The sequence below is a fragment of the Leptospira perdikensis genome, assembly GCF_004769575.1.
Lineage (GTDB): Bacteria > Spirochaetota > Leptospiria > Leptospirales > Leptospiraceae > Leptospira_A > Leptospira_A perdikensis.
Map to the genome: position 1 here is coordinate 59151 of NZ_RQGA01000003.1, position 24595 is coordinate 83745.

The 24595-nt window shown below is 38.0% G+C and carries 24 protein-coding genes; 14 read left to right on the forward strand and 10 right to left on the reverse strand.

Features of this window, described 5'->3' with window-relative positions; all coding sequences use genetic code 11:
• Positions 1-7 precede the first annotated feature (7 nt).
• On the reverse strand, positions 8-1615 hold the full coding sequence (locus EHQ49_RS01545) for a GMC family oxidoreductase N-terminal domain-containing protein (protein ID WP_135575700.1): 1608 nt from the start codon (positions 1613-1615) through the stop codon (positions 8-10).
• Positions 1616-1625: 10 nt separating this feature from the next.
• Positions 1626-2132 carry a hypothetical protein gene (locus tag EHQ49_RS01550; RefSeq protein ID WP_208732142.1) on the reverse strand — a complete coding sequence of 169 codons (507 nt, stop codon included), beginning with the start codon at positions 2130-2132 and terminating at the stop codon, positions 1626-1628.
• Here EHQ49_RS01550 and EHQ49_RS01555 point away from each other — a divergent pair.
• Genes EHQ49_RS01555 through EHQ49_RS01570 form a run of 4 tightly spaced genes read left to right on the forward strand, consistent with a single transcriptional unit; the run spans position 2074 to position 6836 of the window.
• Positions 2074-3498, forward strand: a complete 1425-nt coding sequence (locus EHQ49_RS01555; protein ID WP_135575704.1) for a peptidoglycan recognition protein family protein — start codon at positions 2074-2076, stop codon at positions 3496-3498. The two genes, EHQ49_RS01550 and EHQ49_RS01555, sit on opposite strands and share 59 nt — an antisense overlap.
• A gap of 15 nt (positions 3499-3513) precedes the next feature.
• Positions 3514-6156: an aminopeptidase N gene (gene pepN, locus EHQ49_RS01560; protein WP_135575706.1), complete on the forward strand. Its 2643-nt coding sequence runs from the start codon at positions 3514-3516 to the stop codon at positions 6154-6156.
• Between the two features lie 9 nt (positions 6157-6165).
• Positions 6166-6489, forward strand: coding sequence for a TRL-like family protein (locus tag EHQ49_RS01565; RefSeq protein WP_135575708.1), 324 nt, complete (start codon positions 6166-6168; stop codon positions 6487-6489).
• Positions 6486-6836: a TRL domain-containing protein gene (locus EHQ49_RS01570; RefSeq protein ID WP_135575710.1), complete on the forward strand. Its 351-nt coding sequence runs from the start codon at positions 6486-6488 to the stop codon at positions 6834-6836. Before EHQ49_RS01565 ends, EHQ49_RS01570 begins: the two co-directional genes overlap by 4 nt.
• On the opposite strand, the gene EHQ49_RS01575 is transcribed toward EHQ49_RS01570, so the two are convergent.
• Complete coding sequence (locus tag EHQ49_RS01575) at positions 6833-7789, reverse strand: glycerophosphodiester phosphodiesterase (RefSeq protein WP_135577663.1); 957 nt, start codon at positions 7787-7789, stop codon at positions 6833-6835. The genes EHQ49_RS01570 and EHQ49_RS01575 overlap by 4 nt on opposite strands.
• A gap of 387 nt (positions 7790-8176) precedes the next feature.
• Between EHQ49_RS01575 and EHQ49_RS01580 the strand changes: the two genes are divergently transcribed.
• Positions 8177-8665, forward strand: a complete 489-nt coding sequence (locus tag EHQ49_RS01580) for a helix-turn-helix domain-containing protein (RefSeq protein ID WP_135575712.1) — start codon at positions 8177-8179, stop codon at positions 8663-8665.
• A gap of 67 nt (positions 8666-8732) precedes the next feature.
• Here EHQ49_RS01580 and fliG read toward each other — a convergent pair whose 3' ends face one another.
• Entirely contained in the window at positions 8733-9746 is a 1014-nt protein-coding gene (gene fliG / locus EHQ49_RS01585) for a flagellar motor switch protein FliG (RefSeq protein WP_004785217.1), read from the reverse strand.
• Between the two features lie 226 nt (positions 9747-9972).
• On the opposite strand from fliG, the gene EHQ49_RS01590 reads away from it, so the two are divergent.
• Positions 9973-10515 (forward strand): TetR/AcrR family transcriptional regulator, encoded by a 543-nt coding sequence (locus EHQ49_RS01590; RefSeq protein ID WP_244241297.1) that lies wholly within the window; start codon positions 9973-9975, stop codon positions 10513-10515.
• A gap of 24 nt (positions 10516-10539) precedes the next feature.
• Positions 10540-11511 (forward strand): MBL fold metallo-hydrolase, encoded by a 972-nt coding sequence (locus EHQ49_RS01595; RefSeq protein ID WP_135575716.1) that lies wholly within the window; start codon positions 10540-10542, stop codon positions 11509-11511.
• A 9-nt stretch (positions 11512-11520) separates the two neighbouring features.
• Here EHQ49_RS01595 and EHQ49_RS01600 read toward each other — a convergent pair whose 3' ends face one another.
• Positions 11521-12132 (reverse strand): hypothetical protein, encoded by a 612-nt coding sequence (locus tag EHQ49_RS01600; RefSeq protein WP_135575718.1) that lies wholly within the window; start codon positions 12130-12132, stop codon positions 11521-11523.
• On the opposite strand from EHQ49_RS01600, the gene EHQ49_RS01605 reads away from it, so the two are divergent.
• Positions 12131-13186: a hypothetical protein gene (locus EHQ49_RS01605; RefSeq protein WP_135575720.1), complete on the forward strand. Its 1056-nt coding sequence runs from the start codon at positions 12131-12133 to the stop codon at positions 13184-13186. The two genes, EHQ49_RS01600 and EHQ49_RS01605, sit on opposite strands and share 2 nt — an antisense overlap.
• Here the strand turns inward: EHQ49_RS01605 and EHQ49_RS01610 are convergent.
• Complete coding sequence (locus EHQ49_RS01610; RefSeq protein ID WP_135575722.1) at positions 13151-14116, reverse strand: M23 family metallopeptidase; 966 nt, start codon at positions 14114-14116, stop codon at positions 13151-13153. The genes EHQ49_RS01605 and EHQ49_RS01610 overlap by 36 nt on opposite strands.
• Before the next feature lie 15 nt (positions 14117-14131).
• Entirely contained in the window at positions 14132-16588 is a 2457-nt protein-coding gene (locus tag EHQ49_RS01615) for a sensor domain-containing protein (protein ID WP_135575724.1), read from the reverse strand.
• A gap of 275 nt (positions 16589-16863) precedes the next feature.
• On the opposite strand from EHQ49_RS01615, the gene EHQ49_RS01620 reads away from it, so the two are divergent.
• From EHQ49_RS01620 to EHQ49_RS01635, 4 genes are all read left to right on the forward strand, one after another.
• Positions 16864-17367: an LIC20153 family lipoprotein gene (locus tag EHQ49_RS01620; protein WP_341867062.1), complete on the forward strand. Its 504-nt coding sequence runs from the start codon at positions 16864-16866 to the stop codon at positions 17365-17367.
• A 69-nt stretch (positions 17368-17436) separates the two neighbouring features.
• Positions 17437-18030: an HmuY family protein gene (locus tag EHQ49_RS01625; RefSeq protein ID WP_135575727.1), complete on the forward strand. Its 594-nt coding sequence runs from the start codon at positions 17437-17439 to the stop codon at positions 18028-18030.
• Positions 18030-20216 (forward strand): TonB-dependent receptor plug domain-containing protein, encoded by a 2187-nt coding sequence (locus EHQ49_RS01630; protein WP_135575729.1) that lies wholly within the window; start codon positions 18030-18032, stop codon positions 20214-20216. The genes EHQ49_RS01625 and EHQ49_RS01630 overlap by 1 nt, the downstream gene beginning before the upstream one ends.
• Positions 20191-20835: a hypothetical protein gene (locus EHQ49_RS01635; RefSeq protein WP_135575731.1), complete on the forward strand. Its 645-nt coding sequence runs from the start codon at positions 20191-20193 to the stop codon at positions 20833-20835. The genes EHQ49_RS01630 and EHQ49_RS01635 overlap by 26 nt, the downstream gene beginning before the upstream one ends.
• Here the strand turns inward: EHQ49_RS01635 and EHQ49_RS01640 are convergent.
• Both EHQ49_RS01640 and EHQ49_RS01645 read right to left on the reverse strand, forming a co-directional pair.
• Complete coding sequence (locus EHQ49_RS01640) at positions 20832-21359, reverse strand: DUF3015 domain-containing protein (protein WP_135575733.1); 528 nt, start codon at positions 21357-21359, stop codon at positions 20832-20834. The genes EHQ49_RS01635 and EHQ49_RS01640 overlap by 4 nt on opposite strands.
• 14 nt (positions 21360-21373) lie before the next feature.
• Positions 21374-21595, reverse strand: a complete 222-nt coding sequence (locus EHQ49_RS01645) for a hypothetical protein (protein ID WP_135575735.1) — start codon at positions 21593-21595, stop codon at positions 21374-21376.
• 188 nt (positions 21596-21783) lie between these two features.
• Between EHQ49_RS01645 and EHQ49_RS01655 the strand changes: the two genes are divergently transcribed.
• Positions 21784-22707 carry an FAD-binding oxidoreductase gene (locus tag EHQ49_RS01655; protein ID WP_135575737.1) on the forward strand — a complete coding sequence of 308 codons (924 nt, stop codon included), beginning with the start codon at positions 21784-21786 and terminating at the stop codon, positions 22705-22707.
• Position 22708: 1 nt separating this feature from the next.
• On the forward strand, positions 22709-22930 hold the full coding sequence (locus EHQ49_RS01660; RefSeq protein ID WP_135575739.1) for a transcriptional coactivator p15/PC4 family protein: 222 nt from the start codon (positions 22709-22711) through the stop codon (positions 22928-22930).
• Between the two features lie 3 nt (positions 22931-22933).
• Here the strand turns inward: EHQ49_RS01660 and EHQ49_RS01665 are convergent, their stop codons facing one another.
• On the reverse strand, positions 22934-24577 hold the full coding sequence (locus tag EHQ49_RS01665) for a VWA domain-containing protein (protein WP_208732143.1): 1644 nt from the start codon (positions 24575-24577) through the stop codon (positions 22934-22936).
• Positions 24578-24595: the final 18 nt, after the last annotated feature.

A 24595-nucleotide genomic window follows, 5' to 3' on the forward strand; every position in this document is an offset into this window, starting at 1 on the left:
AAAAAAGTTAGATCTTCGTTCTTTCTTCTTTTTGCGAAGCCAAATTTCTCGAGGCTCTGAGAACGATACTCATAGTCGTTATTTGTGGGTTCACCGAAAGTCCTGTAGGGTAAACTGAGGCATCCATGACAAATATGTTTTTATGGCCATAAATTTCCAAATTTAAATCAACGGCACCCTTTTCTGGATCATTTGCTGACTGGATAGAACCATGAGGATGCGCCGAACCAACAGTTAGATCCCCTGGTTTGGTGCTTTCTTTCAAAATCCAATCAAAGTTGTCGTTCCCTGTGACTTTGTATGGCTCTGTAAACCGAGTGAAAGGAAAAATCAGTTCTTTAGCACCGGCAGCCACAGTCACTTCTGCAAGGGCTTTTAGTCCACGTAACATATTGAGACCGTCTGTAGGTGTTAGTTCAAAATAAACCTTTCGTCTACCCAAACTATACTTCACACTTGCATTGGCTTCCCCATCCGCTCCATCACGAACGAGAACAATCCCAGCGTTGTATTTTGTAAAATCCTTCATTACATCAAACTGTTGTTTGCCGTAAAATGGAACAAGTGACGATGCCAAAGTAGGACGGTAGGGAGCTGCCTCTAACCAAAATCCGTAACCAGTTCCATTTTGATTGTGACCGTCTTTGATCACAATGGATTGTGGTGGACCTTGGAACATTTTGATTTCGGAATCAAATTTTCCAAAGATTGTGGATGTAGGATGAACTTTTAAATTTCTACCCACCCATCCATTCCCAATCCCACTCCTTTGCAGAAGAGCAGGGCCTTCAATTGCACCGGCACTCACAATCACAACTGGTGCACTGATTTCCATGATTTCGATCACTTCGGCAGGAGCTTTTTCATAAGCATCGGGAGTAAACTCGGCAATGACAGTTTTGATTTTTCCTTCTTTGATTTTTGCTGCCCGCATATTCGAAACAACAATCGCACCAGCTTCAATCGCATCGGGAATCCAAGTTAAAAATGCAGATTGTTTAGCGTTGATAGGACAACCAAGTCCACAACGACCAAGCCCAATACAACCACGGTTGTTGTTACGAAGTACCTGTGGAGTGAGGCCAATTTTTTTTCCACCAACACGAAGGACATTGTTATTCGCATTCACTAAGTTATCTGGAACTTCGTGAACGCCGAGTCTTTCATGGACTTCAGAAACAAAAGGATCCATTTCTTCACGCGAGTAACCTTGCCAACCAAATCGTTCACTCCATTCCGTAGTTACATAGTCAGGTGGGTAAAGTGAAGTTTGCCAATTGACGGTTGTGGATCCACCAATGGACTTTCCTTGTAAAATCGATAACGTTTGTTCTTCGGTAACAATAAACCCCGCATCTCGATAGAGTCTTGCTTGCGAGATGAATTCATCAGAATTGAACTGGGTAGGTGTGAAGTAACTCCCCTCTTCAACGAGAACTACCTTCCAACCATTTCTCGCGAGTTCACTCGCAGCAACGGCTCCACCGGCACCAGAACCAATGATAACAACATCAGCATTTAGTTCCCACTTACCATCTTGGATATTATTTTCTTTAATTACATTTGAATGTTTTTTTGGAGTGATGATTTTTTCGTTAAAAACAGGAATTCCCATGGTGTCCGCCTTATTGGATATAACCGACAAATTTTTGGTACTCTTTGTCGGAACTTAAAAGGAAAAATGAAATTTGTCTAAGGATAGCATAAACTCCACGTTTAAGACCAAGTGAGGAATGTTTCCACTCTTGTAATCTTTTGATTCTTTCTTCCATAGGAAGTTTCACAATAGGTGTGAAAGAAAAATCGAGTGCCATGGCTGCTAAAATGGAGGAAGGAACAGTAGCTAACAATTGTATAACGCTTTCTGTTTCAATCGGATAAGGATGTCCGTACACATAATTATCCAATGCTAATCCTAAATCAAAATTCGGAATGGGGTTGTCGCTTAAGAAGACTTCTTGCAAGCTACGAAAACTATGATATTGTTCTGGGGAAATTCCCCGGAGAGTGGGAGTGGCAAGTCCTGGACCACAATTCACTCCCTGAATCGAAACTGCAGTTAAGGCAAAACATTTGAGAGAAAACTTTAAGAAACGATTTCGCGATAGGATAAAGGGTGTATACGGCTCCAAGTCACTTGTCCTTGTTTTATTTTTGAACCCATTGTGTCAGAAACTTGTAAAATTATCACTCATTTTCCTTATTTTTACTGGATGTATTGGTATTTTTCGAAGGGAACCTGACTATCCATCCATTCGTATCCAAGGTTTGGTATCTTATAACGAACTTGAGTCGGTAAAGAATGTAAAATGGAATTCTCTCGCCAAATCGCGAGATCCAAAATCAGTTTCTGCCATCATCCTTCACAATTCGGGAAAACGTAAATTCTCTGATTTCCTCAAACTTTCCGTTGATAACCAATTTATGTTTCATGTTTATGTGGACTCAGAAGGAAATATTTTTGGTGACCCACAGTTTTTGAATCATGAATGGTCGGCCGCACCAGGAATTGATTTAGAATCCATTCACATCGTATACGAAGGAACCCAAGAAACTCTCTACAACAACCGAAAACAACGGGGAGCCTTGAACCAAATCATTTCTTATCTGACAGAAGAACTAAACATTCCCAAATCCAATTATGATGTTATTTCCAAAATTGGTGTTTTCACTCACAATCAAACCAAACGACGGTTTGGCGGATTTGTAGATTTTTCTCCTTGCGGAAGTGAACTAGCACTCAAACAAATCCTTTCTGAAATCGATGGCAAATTTTATGAAGAGGATGATTGGAAAGATCGTTTTGTTACCGGTTGGGTTTTAAAAAAAGAAAACAAAGACATTCTAAAAGAAACCTTCAAACCTACCAATGGTAGAGGAATCACAAAACCAGAAAAAGTTTCTTTTACCTATCTTGAAAAAGATGAAAAAGGTTTTCCTCCGGAAGAATATCGTGTTAAATACACTTTCCGCGGAAAAATCAAACCTAGTTGTGTGGTTTTACATTACACCGCCATTTCAGAATATTTTAAATCCCTTCGCACACTGGAAGCGCGTAACCTAACCGCATCCATCATGATCGATAACAATGGAAAGGCTTATCAATTAGTGGATGTCTTAGAAGATAGGGCGGCCGCTGCGACTGGAACAAACGACAACTGCATCCAAATCGAAATCATTGCCAAAGACACTGAAGAACTTTTAAAACAACCTGAACAAATCCAAACAGTAAAAAATCTTGTAATGGAACTCACAACCAAATACAAAATTCCACTTTCTAATGAAAAATTGGAAGAATTGTCTGGTGTCTTTAGCCATACCCAAGCCAAGAAAAAATGGGGTGGTTCCATTTTCCTCAACGCAAAAGACTTTGATCCTGGCGAAGACTATATGGAAATGATCCTAAATTCGCTTGGTGGCAAATACTATAGCGAACCAGAATGGAAAAATCGAAAGTCTATCGACTGGGCCATTTTATATCGTAATTTTCAACCATAACGAGACGGAGCATCTATGAAAAAACTTTTACAAATTTTTACCTTACTTTCACTTGTTTTGCTTTTGGATTGCCGTCTCAAAAAACCGGTTTACCACCTAACACAATCGGAAGCCGAAACTCGGTTTGAAATCATTGAAGACATTCATTATGATTTGGATGTTCATTTAACTTCGGGAGATAGTTTTACAGGAAAGGTCAAAATTCAGTTTTTGGGAAAAAAACTCAAAGACCTGCGGTTGGATTATTACCAAGGGAAAATCAAAAGTATTGTTTTAAACGAAGAAAATCTCACAAATCTTCCATACGAAAATGGTCATCTCCAATTGCCAGCAAACAATCTAATGATTGGTAACAACACTCTTACCGTTGAATTTGAAACACCTTATGCAAAAACAGGCAACGGTCTTCATAAATTCACCGATCCCGATGATAAAGAAGTATATTTGTATTCTCAATTTGAAGCTTTTCATGCGAACAAAATGTTTCCTTGTTTTGACCAACCAGATTTAAAAGCTACTTTCCAACTAAAATCAACCGTACCTAAAAACTGGAAGGTAATCTCCACAACCCTTCCTAATGGCCAATCCAAAGGAACAAACCCAGACGAAATTTCTTATTCGTTCCCTGAATCAGCAAAAATCTCTACTTATGTTTTTTCTCTCCACGCAGGCCCTTACCAAGTTTGGGAAGATCATTTTGAATCCATCCCTTTACGTTTATTCGTAAGAAAATCTCTGGCAAAATATGTGGATCCCAAAGACTGGTTTACCTTTACCAAAGAAGGATTTGCTTTTTTTAATTCTTATTTTGGAATTCCTTACCCGTTTTTAAAATATGATCAAGTCATTGTTCCTGAGTTTAATTTTGGAGCTATGGAAAATGTTGGGGCCGTAACTTTTTCTGAACGTTTTGTATCTCGTGCACCCATGACAAGATCCCAGAGGGAAAATCTTTCTGATGTTGTTTTACACGAAATGGCACATATGTGGTTTGGAAATCTGGTCACCATGCGATGGTGGAATGGACTCTGGCTTAACGAAAGTTTTGCGACCTATATGGCAAGTCTAGCCCAAGCAAAAAATTCCGAATTCAAAGAAACTTGGATTAGTTTTTTTGAAAAAATGAAACAATGGGCTTACGACGAAGATAGTTATATTACGAACCATCCAGTAGAAGCAAAAGTTTCTGATACTGAGGAAGCCTTCACTCAATTTGATGGAATCACTTACGGAAAAGGTGCCTCCGTTCTCAAACAATTAGTTTATTTTATTGGAGAAGATGCATTTAAACGTGGAGTTCAAAATTACCTACGTAAATATTCTTATTCAAATTCTACCCTCACTGACTTTTTAAAAGAGTTGGAATTTGCAAGTGGTTTTCCCATGAAAAAATGGTCCAAAGATTGGTTGGAAACCAAAGGTACTAACCAGATAGAGTTAACAACTGTCTGTGCAGAAAACCAATTCTATTGGAAAATTGTCCAATCAGCTCCCGGTTTGGAAAACAAACTCAGAGATCACAAAACCGTTATTGGCCTTTATTTTTTTGATAAAACAAATAAACAACTCTCCTTCGAAGAATTCCCCATTGTTTATTCTGGTCGTTCTACCTATGCTATTTTTCCTGTAAAATCTTGTCCCGATTACAGTTTTATCAATGCAGAAGATCATGACTTTGCGATTTGGAAATGGACAGAACCTAACAAAGAAAATTTGGAATATGTTTTAGAAAATGATACAGACCCAATGAGAAAACTCATTTTGTGGACTGATTATTTTAGACAAGTCCAGTTAGCAAACATCACATTTGACGAATTCAAAGACACCGCCATTCGTCTGTACCCAAAAGAATCTGATACCAAAAACAAACGTTGGATTTTATCTCGGCTAGCAGGTGACAACGGTTCTACTTATGTAACTAGTCGGTTTTGGTTTCCTGAAGAAAAACGAATTCGTGACTTCGATGCCTTACAAAGTTTTTTATGGGCGGAACTGAATAAATCAAAACCAGGAAGTGACGAACAAAGATATCTATTTGTGTCACTGATTGATTCCACATATACAATGGTTTCTAAAAAAAGATTGTACGACTTTTTAGAAAACAAACTCATCGTTAATGGATTAAAAATCGATCAAGACTTAAGATGGAGTCTCATCGTAAAACTCAGTTCCTTGGAAACAGACAGGACACAAATACAGGCAATTATTGATCGTGAGAAAAAAGTAGATCCATCCAGTCGTGGAGTAAACTCTAGTTTGGCGGCCGAAAGTGCAGAACCAAATCAGTCTGTTAAAGAAAAATGGATCCAAATTCTATTGAATCCCAAGTCGAGTCAATTCTCCTCTTCAACTTTACGAGTGGTTTCCTACTCACTTTTTCCCGAAAACCAAAAAGACATCCAATTGAGTTTTTTAGATACTTATTTTGATGCCCTAGACCGCTTCAATCGAGGTGAAGATGAAAACTATTTGGATGCTTTTGCAAAAAGTTTGGCACCAGATTTTTGCACTGATGAAACACTACTCATTCTAAAGAAGTTTACAGGAAACCATCCAAGACTTCCTGCTCCGATTAAAAAAACTCTTTTGAAACAAATTGATTCTGAAAAAAAATGCATCCAAATGAAAAACAAACATAAAGAATTGATTAACAACTAAGGAAATTTTTTGAATCGAGTTTTAATCTTTTCTATTTTACTGATCACCATCTTTAGTTTGTTTTTTAGTAACTGCGCCTCCCCAGGTTTTGGACTCAGAGGGTTTTTCTATACAAAAACAAAAATTGGAATTTTTGGAACAGGGGAATCATCCAAACGAAGGGCAACGTCATGCGTACACTCTGTACTCGGACTTATTTCCTTCGGAGATGCATCTTTGGAATTTTTAAAATCTAGATCTAAAATTCAAAACGTAACGGAAACTAATTGGACAACCTTTGCCATCTTAGGCATTTATGCGAACCTTTGCGTAGAGGTCTCCGGAAACGAATGAAAACAAAATTAATTTCTTTGTCTTCATCAACTCTTGGGGTATTATTTCTACTTTGTAGTTTTTCGACTAGTTGTCTAAACTTAGGACAACCACAAGGTTTAGGTCCTACAGGGCTTTTGTACGCATCTTATTCTTTAGGTTTATCAGAACGAAACTTACCTAAATTTCCTTTAAAAAAAGGAAAGGCATGTGTAAAAAGATACGGATTCTTTTTCACCTCCGGCAATGCAAGTATTAGTTCAGCAGCTAATGCCGGAGGGATCGTGGATATCTATCGAATCGAAAAAGAGGCAACAAATTACCTCTCTCTCTATTCTTCCCTTTGTACTGTTGTGTCGGGACTTTAAGGTTTTTTACGGACTACAGAATCTAATAAGTCTGGATAGTCAGAAATAATTCCATCTACACCACAAGAAACCAATCGTTTCATTTCTTTCTCTGTATTCACAGTCCAAGGAATGACAAATATACCTTTGTTATGTGCTTCATTTACAAATTTTGGTGTGACATACAAAAAGTATGGCGAAATGATATCCGCTTGTTTGTCTTTCGTTAACGACAAAATCTTATCCCTATACCCATTTCCAAATCCAATGGTCATTAAAAAACCTTGGAAATATGTAGGAACAAACAAAGCACTGGTTTTGATTTTCGAATTTTTTGCTTTGGAAAAAGTTAAAGTACGAAGGTCAAAGGACTGGATAGTGGACCTTTCTGTTACTTTATATTTTTCAATGATTTGGATTAACTTTTCTGTATGTTCTTTTACTAAACTATCAGGAGCAGATCCATCATCTGGAAATTTTGTTTCGATATTGAATTCATAAATCTCTTTCGTTTTTTTTTCCGCAAACAATACCTTTTCAAAAAACTCTTCTAAAGAAAGGAGTTTCGTTCCGGGTACTGGAATTTGATTTGGGAAGTTTGGATTTTTTTTAGTTCCGCAATCGTAGGATTGTAGTTCCGCCAATGTCAGTTCGTAGAGAGATATTTTTTTGATCTCTGAACCATTCACATTTTGACAAATGACTGGGTTTGTATCCGAGTCGTGGTGGATGACTATTCGTTTGTCCTTAGTAAGAACAGTATCCAACTCTAGTGTGACCATCTTATATTTGATTGCTTCTTCAAAAGCAGGCCAGGTATTTTCCGGTTTGAGTCCTCTTGCTCCGCGATGCCCTTGTAAATCAATCACCTTACGCAAACGATTTGGTGTTTCTAACGAGGCACAATTGGTAGAATAAAAGGCAATCAAACTAATAAAGATTAAACTAATTCTAAAAGATGGGGTTTTGTACATCAATGGTTTCCTTTTGACGGCTTCCATCGTAACCCTTTCCAACGATTATAAAGAATTTTTTCTGATCCCATCTCAAAAAGAAATCCTCTTACTTCGCCTTGATCCGGGGAAAATATGAAATACCGACAACCTAATGCGCGCAAAACACGCAAAAAAGACGAAATCGAACGATGGAAATAAGAAAAGGGTGGAAAAAACGGGTCCACCACCTAGGCTAACCTCGGTGGTGGACTCTAAAAAGGAAATTTAGCGTAACTTGAGCGTAACGCTTCTTTCTTACTGCAAGTCAATCCAATCCATGCGAATGTTATTCTTTCAGAACGTTAAGGACGTTTTTGGAACCGTTTCAGACCGTTATTAACGGAATTTTTGATTTTTTTTTAAAACATGGAAAAAGTAAACCACTTCAGAACCTATCGCGAAAAACGAAAACTCACAAGAGTCGAACTATCAGAGAAATTGAATATTCCTCGTTCCGCTGTCGAATTATTGGAATCCGATGATTGGATACGATCTAAGTTCGATTATGTCGTTTTGGTCGCAAAAGAACTTGGACTATCAATCATCGATCTCATCCGACAAGAATTCGATTATGATTTAGAAAAAGAATTTTTCAATGAAGAAGAATTTGAAGAGATCGTAGCTCGTTATGCCAACGCAAGAGTCACTTTGATTTTATCAGAACTCAAACTGTTTTGTAGAAATGCTAAAGTGCGTTTGGATGATTTTGATATTACCGAATTTTCCTTTTCTATGGGAAACCTTCACAAACTCATCACTCTCAACCAAAGATTAGAACGAGGTGAAATTTCTCCTAAGGATGCATTAGTCGAATTTCCACCCAAATGGGGAAAGTTCAGCAACCGAACAAAATAGAATTTTCAAAGATTCGAATTTACAAAAAATATCCGACTACTTCTTAGAACAAAACGAATCTTGTAGATTAAACCACAAGTTCGTCTTCTCCGGCACGAGCCACAACAATCTCGCCAGCTTCTTCCAGTTTACGAATGATGTTTACAATTTTTTGCTGCGCATCTTCCACGTCTTTCAAACGAACAGGACCCATAAAATCCATATCTTCTCGGAGAAGGTTTGCAGCACGTTTGGACATGTTTTTAAAGATTTTATCTTGTACTTCAGAATCTACAGACTTAAGCGCTTTCGCTAAATCAGTGTTATCTACTTCTCGCATTACCTTTTGAATCGCGCGGTCATCAAGTAAAACGATATCTTCGAATACGAACATTCGTTTTTTAATCTCTTCTGCAAGTTCTGGATCTTCTTCTTCCAGGGCTTCAATGATGGTTTTCTCAGTTCCCCGGTCTACTAAGTTCAGAATTTCTACCACAGAATCAATACCCCCAGCAGACGTATAATCTTCAGAAGCAAGAGTGGAAAGTTTACGTTCGAGCACACGTTCCACCTCACGAAGTACGTCCGGTGATACCCGGTCCATAGTCGCAATTCGTTTTGCCACTTCCGCTTGGATTTGGTGCGGTAAGTTGGATAGAATGTTGGATGCTTTTTGTGGATCCAAATAAGATAAAATAAGTGCGATGGTCTGCGGATGTTCCCCCTGGATAAAGTTGAGTAGGTGGGCCGGATCCGTTCTACGAATGAAGTCAAAAGGCCTTACTTGTAATGACGAAGTGAGTCGGTTGATGATATCGATAGCTTTCTGGTTACCGAGAGCTTTCTCGAGAAGCCCTCGCGCAAAGTCAATACCACCATTGGTGATAAATTCCTGAGCCATCATGAGTTCATTGAACTCTACAAGGACTTTCTCTTTGTCTTCTGGAGTGATTTTATCTAAACGAGCAATTTCGAACGTGATTTGTTCGATCTCGTCTTCACGAAGGTGTTTAAAGATTTCGGATGCCACTTCGTTTCCAACAGCAACCAAAAAGATGGCGGCCTTTTGTCTTCCTGTTAGCGATGGCTTTTTATTGATCATACTTCGTCCCGAAATCCGTACTACTTAGTTTATCGGCCGGACCAAGAAAAAACAATGAGATTTATTCTACGGGAATTTTGACCCTGGGGCCATGAAAAGGAAACAGAGAACAAACCAGAATTTTTCATTTTTAGAAAATGAGTTCATTTTATTTTTATGTTGACCGGTCTATTATCTTTTCCCAAATGGTCCTGTGGGCAAAAAAGGCTTAGAAACCAAACAAAAAATGATCGAGGTCATGTCCGGACTTTTGGAAGAAACGGGTTATGAAGCCACAGGTCTTACCGAACTGGGAAAGGAAACGGGAACTCCCAAAGGTTCGCTCTATTTCCACTTTCCTGGTGGAAAAGATGAACTGACGAACCTGGCCCTCCTCCATTCAGGTAACCAATTGAATGTATTTTTTCAATCGGTTCTAGTAGAAGCGGAATCACCCGCCCAAGCCATTAAACAAGTGTTCCATGCCTTAGAAAACAGGATTGTTTCCAGTGATTACAAAAAAGGATGTCCAATTGCAACAACTGCAATGGAAACTTCTAACTCGGTTCCTAGTGTTTCAAATGTTTGTGCAGAAATTTATTCTCTCTGGTTAAAAACCTTTGAGACTTATTTGGTAGAGCAAGGTTACACTTCTCGCACCGCTAAAAATTTATCTCTTTCCTTACTTTCTTTATGGGAAGGTGCTTTATTACTTTCCAAACTCCAAAAGTCGCCGGAACCACTACGTGTGGCCGCAAAAACTGCTGAATTACTTTTCAAACAAAATTAATTTTAAAAAGGAAACCTATCAAATATGAAACTTTCGAAAAAAACTCTGATCCGAATAAACCTAACTCTTGTTCCAATCGTTCTCTTCCTAGTCTATTTTCTCGGATACCCCAATGAAAGTATTCCGTCCGTAACCTTAGAGTCTAAAGAAACGACCTCACTCATTCCCAAACCAAAAGGAAAATCACCTCTTGTCTTTTCGATACTGAAAACGGGAGAGGCAAAAACCCTAGAAGCTTTTGTGATTGAAGGTGGATCTGTTCTGAAAGTAGTAACTGTAGCACATTCCGGTTTTTATATCCAACATCCTAAAGGAAATTTTTTATTTGATACTGGGCTTGGAATCAAAATCAAAGAACAGTTCCAAATGTTTCCTTTCTATTTAAAACTACTCATGGAATACCAGTTGATCCAAACCGCAAAAGAACAATTAGAATTAAACGGTGTGAATCCAAGTTCCATTCAGGATGTTTTTTTCTCACATTTGCATTGGGATCATGCCAGCGGATTAAAAGACTTTCCTTCAGCAAAAATCCATTCTTTACCAGAAGAATTGAATCATCCCAAAATTGAATCGGGTTATATTGTTTCTCAATTTGATGGAGATTCTGTAAATTGGAAACATTTGCAATTTCAAGACAAACCTTATGCATCTTATGCGAAGAGTTTGGACTGGTATGGAGATGGAACTGCTGTTTTTGTTCCCATGAAAGGTCACAGTGAAGGTTCGGTCGGTCTCTTTTTACATACAGAGAATGGACAAACTTACTTTCTTACAGGAGATGTTGTCTGGCGAAGAGAAGGGTTTTTGGAAAAAAAACACAAACCCAGAGGGGCAAGATGGATTGTTGATTTTGACACTGCCGGTCTGGGTGAAGAAATCTCGCGAGTTCACAATCTCCTCCTTAAAAATCCAGAACTACAAATTATCCCTGCCCACGATCATGATGTACAATCCCCTCTTGGTTTTTATCCACAAGTGCTTGGTAAAAAATAATAGTTTTGTTTAGGTTTCCTCGACACTTTTGACAATCGTTTGGTTCTTTTGCGAAAGGAGAGATTTAATTCCTTTCAGCGAAAGTTCCAGGCGCTCCATTTCTTGGTACAGATTGTCCCGATTCTCTTGGATTTCTGTGTGATACAAATGAGCCTTTCCTACCAACTGGTGGTAATCAAGAGAGAGTTGGTGCAGGGCAGAATCCCAAGTTTTCGGCTGGATCCGTCTTTTGTTCCAATAGAGTTTTTTCCCAAAACGATACAAGATTTGAAACAAACCAATTGCGTGTAAGGGGATCAAAATATAGAAAGAAACAAAGATAACTTTGGAATAAGAGACTTCCTTTCCGAACAATCCCCAAAAATAGATCCAAAGGGCAGAAAGTAATAAAACCGCAATCGTAAGGTTGGCCTTTGGAGTTTTGGGAGAAACTGAATTGAAAACGGAAAGGAGGATGACAGAAAAGATGAGTAAGAGGAGAACTTCCCAAGGGACTAAAGTAAAAAACAAATCCCAAAACTTTTGAAAATTCTCCCAACTGGTTTTGATCTGGTTGATGGTAGTTTGGATTTCTACAATTTGGTTTTGGATTTTTTGAAAGAAGTCTGTGATCGCCGACATGAAGCAAATACTAACTAAAATCCAAAATCATGCAAGTGGTTTCTTTAATAAATACTTAGCACCGAAAACCACAAGAAACCTTCTCACCATATATTCACTGATAGCGATCCCTTTTTTCATTTATCACGAATCACATTTGCCTTGGCACTACATCTTAGCTCTTTGTATTGTTTCTCTAATCGTTGGGTTGTTGATTACTTATGCTAGTTTATATGTAATCAACCGATATTGGGCAGAAACCTTCCATCCTCTAATTGAGATAGGTGTTGCTATTGTTTTTATTTTTGCTCTCTGGTTGGCAGAAATTTTGGTTTTTGAAGCCGGGACAGTGTTTTTATTTTTATTTATCGCCATCACCTTTCTTGTTCGTGTTTTACACCTTGAAACCTATGCGCGACTTTTAATAGCAGCTTGTCTGATAGCAAGTAATGCTCTAATTTCTTTTAAGGCATTACAAGGTGCAGAAGTTTTATCAGCCTATTTACTCTTCAAAAACAAATACCAAATTGAAGAAAAGGACCTGAATGGTTGGAGCGTTGTAGACAACAACCAATATTGGAATGAAGAACTGCAGTTTGGTTTTACGCTCCCTGAAGGATTTTACTTTTTTAAACCAGAAAACTTAACTATGGAAAACAAAACGGGAGCAGGTCAAATTGCGGGATTACTTGCTTTCAGTGATCATGATGCAGAAAGGTATCCTTTTGTTCGCATTTTTTACTTTCCTGATTATTTGGGTTTCCAAGAAAACCAAGCAATCTCTGAATTTTCCGAATTTCTAAAAATACAAGTGAGTAAAGGTGATATCGAAGACATCCAAGAAATTCAACAGAAAGAATTGGAGCCCTTTATTGTTACATCCAAGTTTTGGACATTTTATGACCTACTAAGACCACGTTATGCGAAAACAGGATTTATCCTTGTGGAAACTCCAAATCGAGATAAACTTTTATTACACATAACTGAAAATTTAGAGAAGGGCGAAATTCACGAACAAGGTATCCGTGAATTTTTAGCATCAATTCGATTCGGAAATCGATTGCAGGGCAATTAAAGAAAGTGGATCCACAAGGATATCATTTACCTTAGCTCCTAAATGGAGATGAGGGCCTGTCGACATTCCAGTAGAACCCACAGTTCCAATTTCCTGACCTTGTTTCACAACGTCACCAACCTTGACTTTGATTTCATTTTGGTGCATATAAAAAGAAAAGATCTTATTCCCATGATCTACGATTGTAAAATTTCCCTCATAATAAGTCGTACGAGCGAGGACCACAACCCCATCTTGGATTACGTAAACCGGTGTTCCTGATTTACCGCGAAAGTCGACTCCGCCATGTGGTCGGCCCTGTTTGTTATTATAATCCCGCCTAACATAAAATTTACTGGTAATAAAAATCTTTTCCAATGGTTTTTTAAAATTTTTAACAAACTGTAAATTACTTTGTTTCGAGAAGGCTGATTCTTTAGCAGTTTTACATTCTTGGATAAAATCTAAAGTTTCTTTAGGAAGTTCTTTTGTGATAAACTTTTCATCCACTTTAATCTGAGGATTTTTTTTGATCACTTGAAACTTCGTAGGTTCCAAAATGATTTGATATTGTTTTTGGCCACGTTTGACAAAAAATATCTTAGATACAATTTCTAGTGTCATCGCACCCGCGGGTGTATCGGGGGAAATTGGTAAAAAGGCTACCATACTTTTTTCCCTTTTGGTAAGAATCACATCTTTTCCCAACCAACTGACCTTAAAAGATTCGTTAATCCACTTTTTATCTTTAGGAGTTAAACGTAAAAAGATAACTTCCCCTCTTCCAAACCTTCTTGCTTCCATGAGTAAGGAAAAATTCTTTTCTTCCTTTTTTACAAAGTAATTAGAAGAAATTGTTTTTGTTGGTTTTTTTTTGACCTCTCTCGATTCCGCAGGAACTGCACGTACAAAGGACAAAATTACAATCAATAAGGATAATAACCGTATCATCTCTTTCAATTTCGGCTATTTTGTTTTTGCAGATTCGTTAATTTTTTTAACAAAGGTAACAAATTCGTCTGCAGGGAGTGGTTTACTGTAAAGATAACCTTGGATCATATGACAACCCAAATCATGTAATAAATCTTTTTGCGCGGCGTTCTCAACACCCTCGGCAATGACTTCCATACCCAATGAATGTGCCATATTAATAATGGCCTTACAAATGACTCGATCATCCTCATTCAACTCTAAATCAATAACGAATGATCGATCAATTTTGATTACATCTGCATTGATCTTTTTTAGATAACTCAGTGAACTATAACCGGTTCCAAAGTCATCAATTGAAACTTTAATACCGAGTCCCGACAAGTATTCAAAGGCTTCTATACTTTTTTCTGGGTTTTCCATAATCGAACTTTCAGTTAATTCTAATTCGATTTCCTCAGGATTAATATTGTATTGCAAAATTGTTGATTGTACTCGATGAGACCAATTAGCACGCGCTAATTGTTTTCCGCTGACATTAATACTAATAGGAAAAGAAGGAAGATTTTGTTTTTTCCATTCGGTTTTTAATCTACAGGCTTCTTCTAAGACCCAATCTCCAATCCTTTCGATAATTCCAGAATCTTCCGCAACAGGAATGAATTCTACTGGAGGAACCCAACCTCTTTCCGGGTGTTTCCAACGAATGAGTGCCTCTGCTCCGCAAACTTGGTTGGTGATTGTAGACATTTTTGGTTGAAAATAAAGGAGAAGTTCGTCATTTTGAATGGCTTTACGTAATGAGTTTTCAATGTACAATCTTTTTTCAGAACGAAGGATAAGTTCATTTGTATAGAATTTGAAATTGTTTCTACCCAGTTCTTTCGCTTTATACATCGCCATATCCGAATTTTTTAAAAGCTCTGAAGTAGACACTCCATCGTTCGGTGAAAGGGCAATTCCCATACTAATCGTAGTAAATAAATCACGACCCATAATATGGAATGGTTGGCTCAAAATTTCTAATATCTTCTGAGCAAATTCGGCAGCAGCACTTTTGTTTTGAATATCCACTTTTAAAATGGCAAACTCATCTCCACCAAATCTTGCTACAGTATCAACTTCTGTCATCACACGTTTGAGTCTCGCACCCACCATTTGCAAAAGGATATCCCCTTTGGTATGACCTAAACTATCGTTGATAAACTTGAAGTTATCAATATCAAAGAAATAGAATGCAAGTAAAGTCTCAGTAGACTTATGATTTTTTAAAGCTTGGTTTGCATGATCGATGAATAATGTACGGTTAGAAAGCCCTGTAAGTGCATCATAATAAGCCAAATAACTGATTCTTTCTTCTGAAAGTTTTCGTTCTGTGATATCAACGCCGAAACTAATAAACCTTTTTTGATTAGTCTCTGTATCATCAATAGGAATGTATTTTCTTAAAAGATAGGTTATTTTATCGTTATTGTCTTGGATCAGTTCTTCAAACTCAACAATTTCGTTTTCTTTGGCGGCAACATCTAAGTATTTTTTGCGTTTTTCATAGAATTCAGCAGAGAGTTCCAATTTTTCTGCAAGTTCTGCATCCGTCTTTTTAAATAACCATTTCCTAATTTCTTTATTCGATAGAAACACAGGATTTGTATATTCATACTGATAGTTTGAGTTCAACACAGCAATATCAGAGTCTAGGTTATCTAAAATAAATTCATAAAAAGCTTTTTGATTTTTTACTTGTTCTTGAGATCTCTTTCTTTCAGCAATATCTCGAAAGGTTGCCCAAATTGCCATTTTACCGTTCACAGGAAATAATCGAAATGAAGACTCAGTGGGAATCAAATTTCCTGATTTAGTTTTTAAGGCAGTACTCTCAATTAAATTTCCTTCAAACTCTACGTCTTCATCCACTTCCACTGGAGGTAAAAATATCGAAAATTCTTTACCTACAATTTCTTCTAGAGGATATTCTAATACAACTACTGCTTGTTTGTTGGCATTGATGATCTGGTTAGTACCTGGATCAATCTGCATTAAAATATCTAATGACTCTTCAAAAACATTTTGAAGTACAACTACCTTTTCTCTGATTTTGTCATAAGCAATGGAACGATTCATATCCTCTATCAATCGTTCTGCAAAGTTTAATATTAAATCTAAGTTACCAACCGAATAAGTTGATTCGGTAAGATGTAAATAGGTTGGGTGTGCTGCTCGTGCTAATTCGAGTGGACTTAGTGGTTCTACTGAAAGTAATATATAAGGTGATTCGGGGAATTGTTCAAAAATGAATTTTTGTTTTTCTAAAACTTTGGAATCATTCCAAAATAAGAAAACGGCAGACTCTTGGATTGTGCCTACTTTGATATCAAGAACAGATTGAAAACTATGAACATTGCATGTTTCAATAGCAGTTATGTCCCGTAGTATTCGATTATAAAAAGTATGGTCTGACTCTTCAATGTAGATCGTAATTTGTTTGAGAGACATGACCTAGGCATAGTAGACGAAAAATCATTTTCCTTACAATTGATTTTTTTAAGACTAGATTTGTAGCGAACTTTCCTATCTTAGCGATTGGAAAGAAATTTAAATGACCAAAGTTGTACCAGTACTAAGACTTCTGTCATGATTTTGTCAGTATCGGAAAAAATTCTGGTCTTGGGTAAAATGAATTTGATTCTCATTACTAGTACTCAAGTTTGGATAAAAAAGACCGAGGTTCTATGAAATCCCTTCAAAATAAGACAAAATTAGTAATCCTTTTGAGTTTGATAGCCGGACTCTCCTTTCAGTGTGAAAAAAAAGAAGAGGAAGACAACACTGCTCTCCTCGCTCTTGCAGCTTTAACAACTTCTTCAGGTGATTGCACGGTTACAGCACCTCCGAGAGCAAGTATCAACACTTGGCAAAGTATTGTGACTGCCAACGGAACGGCTACTATTAGCAAAATCGGTTCAGTACCAGTTGTAGGTCATCAAACAGCTGCCCTCAAACTTACTGCGAAAAACGGAACCACTGTTGCTCTTAGCGGAAACTCTTTTGTAATTGTATATCAATCTTCAACATGCCCACTGACAACTTCAACTAGAACAGGTTTTACACCGACTAGTTTAACAGATTCTAATAGTGAGTTTACGAATTCATATACAGTTTCTGGATCAGGAACGATCACTTTTACAGCTGCTGCTGATTATCATATTTTCTTTTACGCGATTCCATCTCGTGGACAAGCTGCTAGCGTAACTTATACAGTTGCAGGCTTATAAAGAAAATTGAAGTATTTTATCATTGGGATCCTTTTCCTATTGAGTTTTTGCGCAAGGCAGGAGTCTGCCTTGTCAGACCAAGACTTGTTTGTAAAACAATTGATCACCAACCTGGTCAATGCAGGGAATCCCAATGCTTTAGATAAAATTGTTTTTTCAAGAGCCAACGGTGACGGAAGTTACACAACTAGGTTTAATGCGACCAATTTAGATTTTTATATTTATTTTCAATTTGAAGGGAACAAACAAATCCCTTTTTCAGAAAAAGATTCCCTTACCTGGGACTTTGCATTCAACAGATACAAAGCTGCGACAAACTCCGGAGAAACCAATCGGTTTGGACTCGGAGGAGCTTGTAAAAGTAATACTACTGATTTTGCAGTGGCAAGTTCTACTTCTGCGGCAAGCCAAGGCTGTAGTACATTTACAGTTGATGCAGCTACCACTACACAAGGAATAGGTGGAGCTGGTGCGGTTTATGTAGGAAATGCAATTGTAACGGAGTGGTATTATTATACCATTGGATTCTTAACTCCTAAACCTGATATTTTTCTCATTCGTTCAGGAACAGGTTTAAATACTTACGCCATTCATATCGAAAATTACTATAGTGATGCGGGAACTTCCGGTTATCCGACCATCCGATGGAAAAAACTTCCCTAATGCATTGTTTGATTCAGTTTCTTTTACCTATCATTTGTCTTTTTGTACTTTTTGTCGGAGAAATCCATTCCCAAACACGTCCTCGCGAAACGGGAAAAAAAACGAAAACGACAGACCAACAAACACAAAACACTACAACTCCGCCAACAACAACGGATACAAATACTACAGGTGAGAATACAAATCCTCAAACTACAGGAACCACCACTCCTGTTTCTGAAGAGGGAAATAAAGAAGAAACTCCCACCGAAGAAGTGGACCGATTCAAAGATTTAGATAATAAAAATGGGATCGTGGTTACTGGCTCTCGTGGGGAGAGACGTCTCAAAGATTCAGCAGTGGCAACGGAAGTAATTTCTAGAAAACGAATTGAACAAACGGGTGCACGTAACTTAGGTGAGGTGTTAGATACCCAAACCGGAATCAACGTCACTCCTTTTTTTGGAGGTTCCCAAGTGCAGATGCTTGGACTCGATTCCAAATATGTACTATTTCTTGTGGATGGACAACGTATTGCAGGAAGATTGAACAATACCATTGACCTCACTCGATTTAAGGTACAGAACATTGAACGAGTAGAAATTGTAAAAGGTAGTTCATCATCTTTATACGGTGCTGATGCCATCGGTGGTGTGATCAATATCATCACCAAACAAGCCGAAAAACCAGAACACTATCAATTCCGAACTACCTATGGAAACGGAAGACAAACCAACTTTGGAACCCAAGGCGAAAAAAACATGATCGCTGATGTGGGTTTCAAAAATGATTTTGTAGCAACTAATTTTTTTGGTGGGTTCAATCAATCCGCTGCTTATGACTTAGATCCCAAAACTCCGGCCACAACGGGAAACGCATTCCAAGATAACAACGTCGGTGGAAACATGACTTTCAACCCTGATGGTCAATTTAAAGTAAAAACAGGAATTAATTATTTAAACCGAAACCAAGCTGGAGTTGATTCTAGATCCAATGGTGGTGTATTTGATAGAACCAATCTAACTAACGATTTCCTTGGGTTAGGTGCTTTAGAATATACATACGGAAAACGAAACATGGTTTCTTTACGAGGGAATTTTTCTCGTTGGGAAAACCATTATAAATTAGACCAAAGAAATTCCAATGAACTGGATGTAAAAGAACTCACCAACGAATTTTCATCGCAAGGTGTCGCTCAGATTGATCATGAAATCAATAAAGACCATATGGTCACTGCTGGTGTTGAATCCTATTCAGAAGAATTACAATCGGATCGTTTACAAAGAAGGAATGCTTATCGAACAAGAAGAGCCGCCTTCATTCAAGACGAGTGGATCATTTGGCGCCAAGGATTTGTTTGGCGGTTAGTTCCAGGAGTTCGCCATGACGTCGACTCCCAATTTGGTGGACAAACTACCCCTAAAATTGCCACCAAAGTAGATATCACGAGCAACCTGGTCTTTCGCGCAAGTTACGGAAAAGGTTTTCGACCTCCTTCTTTTCGCGAGTTGTATTTACGTTTTGAAAACCCTGGAGTGGGATATGTTGTGGATGGAAATGACAAACTAAGGCCAGAAAAATCAACAACGGTCAATGCAGACATCGAGTACACTCCCTTTAAGTTTTGGACCCTATCTTTAAGTATCTTTCGCAATGACATTACTGACCTCATTCAATATAGTTTTGGAACAAGAACCAGCGAATTTGCTAATTTTCAATTGAAGAACATACAACGTGCTTATACGAGGGGTGTGGAAGCTGGATCCCGAGTTCGGTTTCTCAAGTATTTTGCTTTGGAATTGGGTTATAACCAAACCGACACTAGAGACCTAACAACCGATAGACCCTTAGAAGGGCGTGCCCTGCACCAAGGAACAATGAACTTTTTTGTGAACGCACCTGGCGGTTGGGAATTTGCCCTCCGAGCGAAACGTTTAGACAAACGGCCGTTTTATAGTACAACCAATGAATTCACTGCCGGATCGAGTACAGCTCTAATTGACCAACAAACGAAAAGCGTTGAAGAAAATAACAAAGTTGTGTATGGAAAACCATTCACACTCCTAAACGTGAGAATGGAGAAAAAATTCTTCGATGGAAGAATGTCTCTATTTTTAGGAGTGGACAACGTTCTAGACCAATACGAGCTTACATACAATCCTATTCGTCCCAGGTTTTACTATGGTGGACTCCAAGCCACTTTTTGAACTCAATTCGTATAAAACATTTTTTATTGTAACTGTTCTTTATTGTTTATCAGGAGTGGCATTACACTCCGATGAATCAAAGTTAAATGTTAAACAATCAAAAGTTTTAAAAGAATCGTTTTCCTATTTGGAAACTTTGGAACCAAAACGAATCAAAATCGATAAATCTACTTACAACCGACTGACTCAGTTTGAATCGATTTTTAAATTTGCTTTCTCAGGCAAAAAACTTTCCCGTTGGATCCAGTCTCGAATCAAAAAATATTCTTACGGGTCAACCGGCGATTACATTGCAATGTACCATGATGGAGATGTATTACTCGGACGGGCATTTTTTAGTTTAAATCGCCTAGACCGTGTCCTTGTTTTGTTACATGAAGCACGTCATGCAGATGGCAAAAATTATGGTCACGTGGTTTGTCCGGAAAATTTTCAATTTCTCAACCCACGCGATTGGAAAATTCATCCTGCTGGGAAAAAAGGATGTGATTCCGTACCAGATGGTGGTTATGGAATCACTGCTGCTTTTTTATTTGAGTTAGGTGCTTTTGGGTATTTGAACCAAACAGAAGCGGCACATCGGTATAACTCAGAAATCTCTCGAGTAATCCACGATTAATACAAACAAGCTTGTTTCAATTCAGAGTCTTCGGCAATTTTGGATTTTAATCTGGAAAGAATGACTTTTGATCTGGAAACGGAATCGCCTTCCTTGGATTTATCAAAGATAAAAGAATGTTTTTCCTTCATCAGTTTTCCCAATTGTGATCCATGAGTTGGACAACCAAGTAAAGAAGCGATGGTTCGTATTCTTTCTCCAGTTCCTCGCGTTGTTTCTAATTCCAAAGGTTCTTCATTATAAATTACAAATACCTCTTGTGCCTTATCAGCTCGAACAATCCCATCTGTCGTACAATTGGAAGTTCCTGAAGTGATTCCAAAAGTCTGCGATGACAAACTACCATTGGTTGTCGCTGCAAGGACCTGCCCGATATCATTTTTCCAAACAGAAACCATGGAACCTAGCCCACAACCCGCCATTCCATACGGTTCCGCAGAAACTGAGAAAGAAGTCATAAGACATACTAAACTAACAATTATTAGCTGAATTTTAAAAAAGAGTCGGAAACTATGATTCAACATAGAACCTCCCGGATTTAGATGGAAAATAAAGAATCAGAACTGCGATCGATTTTTGGAAGTTGGTGGCCGTGTGCTAAAATTTCACCTGACATCGAAAGAACAGCCCAGGTTTTTTCATCTTTTGCCTTGGTTTGCAGAGATTGGAGCATCGTGTTTGTAAATGATTCCAACTTTTGATGAAGTACGGTATTTGGAAATGGCAACGGTTTCTTTTCTTGTGCTTCAATAGATCTCATGCAATTTGTTTTCCCCGTTGTCTTTAGGATCGGCGAGGGGGCCGGAATGACTAAAGTTTAAAAAGTCCAAAAAATGAGTCAAGAAGAGACATAATTCCGAGGAGGAAAAATGAAAACTCTAACTTCTCCTTTTCCCGAACCATCCGAGTGTCAAACTTGACCAAAAACCACCCGTTACGAGGACGACTTTGCTTACCCCTCAGATCAATCTGTTTAAAAAATCCAATCCCATCTTAGCGCAAGTTCTGGCAAACACCCGTTTGACTCCTGAACCAGGCAAAGGCAAACGCCCAGCGACTGAAGGAGATTCGGCAGTGCATCGAATCACCATCGCCGTCGACCATAATACTTATCCTTACATGATCGGCCAAAGTGCGGGAATCATCCCTCCTGGTGTGGATCCAGAAAAACAAACAAAAGGATCGGCCGACCCTTCGTATACCATTCGTTTGTATTCGATCGCCTCACCTTCGTTCAGTTTTGGTCAAACCAAGGACAATATCGAATTTGTAGTGAAAAGAGACAATGTATACGATGAAAATGGAAACCTTGTTCATAAGGGAGTTTGTTCCAATTATCTTTGTGATTTGAAACCTGGTGATACTGTTACCATGACAGGACCCGCTGGTAAAAAATTCCTTTTACCTCAAGTGGATTATACTGGTGATATTTTCTTTTTTGCAACAGGTACAGGAATCAGTCCTTTTTTTGGGATGGTGGAAGAACTCCTTGTCCAAAAACTCATCTCTTTTCAAGGAAATGTTTGGTTGGTGTATGGAGCGCCCTATTCCGACGAAATCGTACTTCGTGATTATTTTGAAGATATTTCCAAAAATCACTCTAACTTTCATTTTATAACGGCGATTAGCCGAGAAGAAAAAAATTCCTTTGATGGTGGAAAGATGTACATCACACATCGGGCAAAAGAAAATGCAGAAGCGATTAAAAATGCTGTCAATGGAAACGGTAAGTTTTATATTTGTGGCGGCCCCAAGGGAATGGAGAAAGGAGTGATACAAGAAATCATGTCTGCTTGCGCAACTGATCTTTCGTATGATGAATTTAAAAAACACCTAGAGGAAAAAGAACAACTTTTTGTAGAGACTTACTAATATGGCAAAAACAGGAATCATTCGAGACATTGACAAAGGTCGCGGAGAAGTCATCCGCGTGGAAATCTCCGAATACAAAGGACAAACTTTTTTTAATATTCGAGTTTGGTATACCGATCCCAACGGAGAATTAAAACCCACTCAAAAAGGTGTCGCTATTTCACCAACTCTTGTCGGTGAATTGAAAGAGGCAATTGAAGAAGCTGAACGATGGTTGGCTTAAACTTTAGTTCTTATCTCCTTCGTTAGCGTAAATAATCCTTTGTAATATTTCTTTAGCAGAAGAAACAGTTTCTGCTACACGAATGTGGTTGTACAACCGAGTGATTTCAAAAATTTTTTTTACGGAATCATGAATGTTGGCAACCACAAGTTCTCCTCCGCGACGCCGTAACCAACCCACAATTTGAATCACCATCCCAATTGCTGAAGAATCAATATGTGAAGTATTGGCAAAATCAAAAATCATATATCTGTATCCTTCGGACATCTTTTGTTCAATGAGAAGTTTGATTTCCGGACATTTATATAAGTCAATATCACCTATAGTGCGATATTCAAAAATTTCATCATGAAGAACCATATCTTTTAAATCTAATTTTTCAGGCCCTTTTAACATCATTTGCGAATTCACAAATAGGTGTTTTTTTAGATCATCCGATTTAGTTGTAATTTTTGTTTCTAATACCTGTAAACGATTGAGTACAGAACCGAGTGCGTTTGGAGCAAAATGTAGATTGTTTTTTATATCTTGAATGAGTCCAAATAGTATTGCTTTGGCATCTTCTACATGTTCACGTCGAATCAAATCAGTAATTTCTTTAATCCCCAAAGTTGCATTAGCTACCAAAATTTCCACAAGCACATCGGGATCTTGTTTTCCACGATTTTTGCCTTTAGGAAATTGAAAGGAATCTTTCACCGATTCCAAAACATTCTGTTGTAATAAATTGTAATACGAAACATTTACTTCACAAAAAGGAGATTCAATTAGGTTCACCCGATCATCAATTTCGAGACGTAAAACCAAATTGCGAATATCGTCTGCCCTGAGATCACCTAACTGAAGATTAATTTTTTGCCTAGATATCGTCTTAGAATCACCTAAAAACTCATCAAATTCTTCTAGAATTTGGTGGGAGGTTTCTGACAAAACTTGTTTCAACCTAACACCGGGAGCTAATTGTAATTCCACATCAATGGCTTGCGCATATAAAGCTCCAATATCTCCAAATTCTTCGAAGAAAATATCAGACGCCTTTTCTGGGTTATCTATATAATGAAAATTACCACCACCAGCCTTAGCAATATCCACCAACATCTCTTCATTAAAATCTTTTCCTACCCCAATGGTAGTTGTAGAGATTCCCATTGCAAAATGGTCTTCGGCAATTTTTACAAGTGCTTCTTTTTCCTTAATGCCTGAGGTAGGATTTCCATCTGTGAGTAACAATACTCTTTTGTAAGCATTCGCAATTTTGGATTGCGACAAACTCTTTAAGGCAGACAACCATCCACCACTTAAATTAGTAGATGTAGCAACTTGGATGTTTCTAATTTTGTCAGTGACAGAAACTTTTTCTGTTAGGTGGGTAACTGGTTGAATGATTTGCACATCAGCAGAATAAGCAATGATGGTGACTGCATCATGTCTTGTCAGCCAGTTAACCAGTGCACAAGAAGCATCAATCACAGATTCCATTTTTTCGCCCTTCATAGACCAACTTTTATCCACGGCAAGACCGATGACCAAAGGTTTCCTTTCATCAATTTTGGGATTGGCAGGGGTTCGGAATCGAAGTAAAAGATGGTTTTCCTGAACCTCTTTTTCTTTGATCAGCGGATATTCCAATTTGGCATCTATGAACATGACCCTAAAAGCAAATTC